Below are 287 nucleotides of genomic sequence, written 5' to 3'. Positions count from 1 at the left end.
ATCTGACCAATATCAATGGTAATATCAGTACAGCAAACAGCAATATCGCTGCTTTACAGTCTGATGCGCTGCAATGGAAAAAGAATGTCAATGGTAACGGCGGCTTTTACGATGCCAGCCATGGCACCAGTCAGGCGCAGAAAATTACCAATGTGGCTGCCGGTCAGCTGGAAAACGGTTCTACTGATGCAGTCAATGCCGATCAGCTCTATCAGTTATCCACCTCTTCTGCTACCAGCTTCAGCTCACTGTCTACTGTTGTAAGCCGTGCCGGTGATCTGACCAAT

1 pseudogene is annotated in these 287 nt (G+C 47.7%); it reads left to right on the top strand.

Annotated elements, in window-relative coordinates:
- Positions 1-287, top strand: a pseudogene (locus H3V00_RS11340) (hypothetical protein); the annotation flags it as partial.

The sequence above is a fragment of the Snodgrassella sp. W6238H11 genome (genome assembly GCF_016100525.1).
In the GTDB taxonomy this organism is placed as follows: Bacteria; Pseudomonadota; Gammaproteobacteria; order Burkholderiales; family Neisseriaceae; genus Snodgrassella; species Snodgrassella alvi.
The sequence above is the reverse complement of the archived record's forward strand: the minus strand, read 5'-3'. Positions and strand labels throughout refer to the sequence as shown.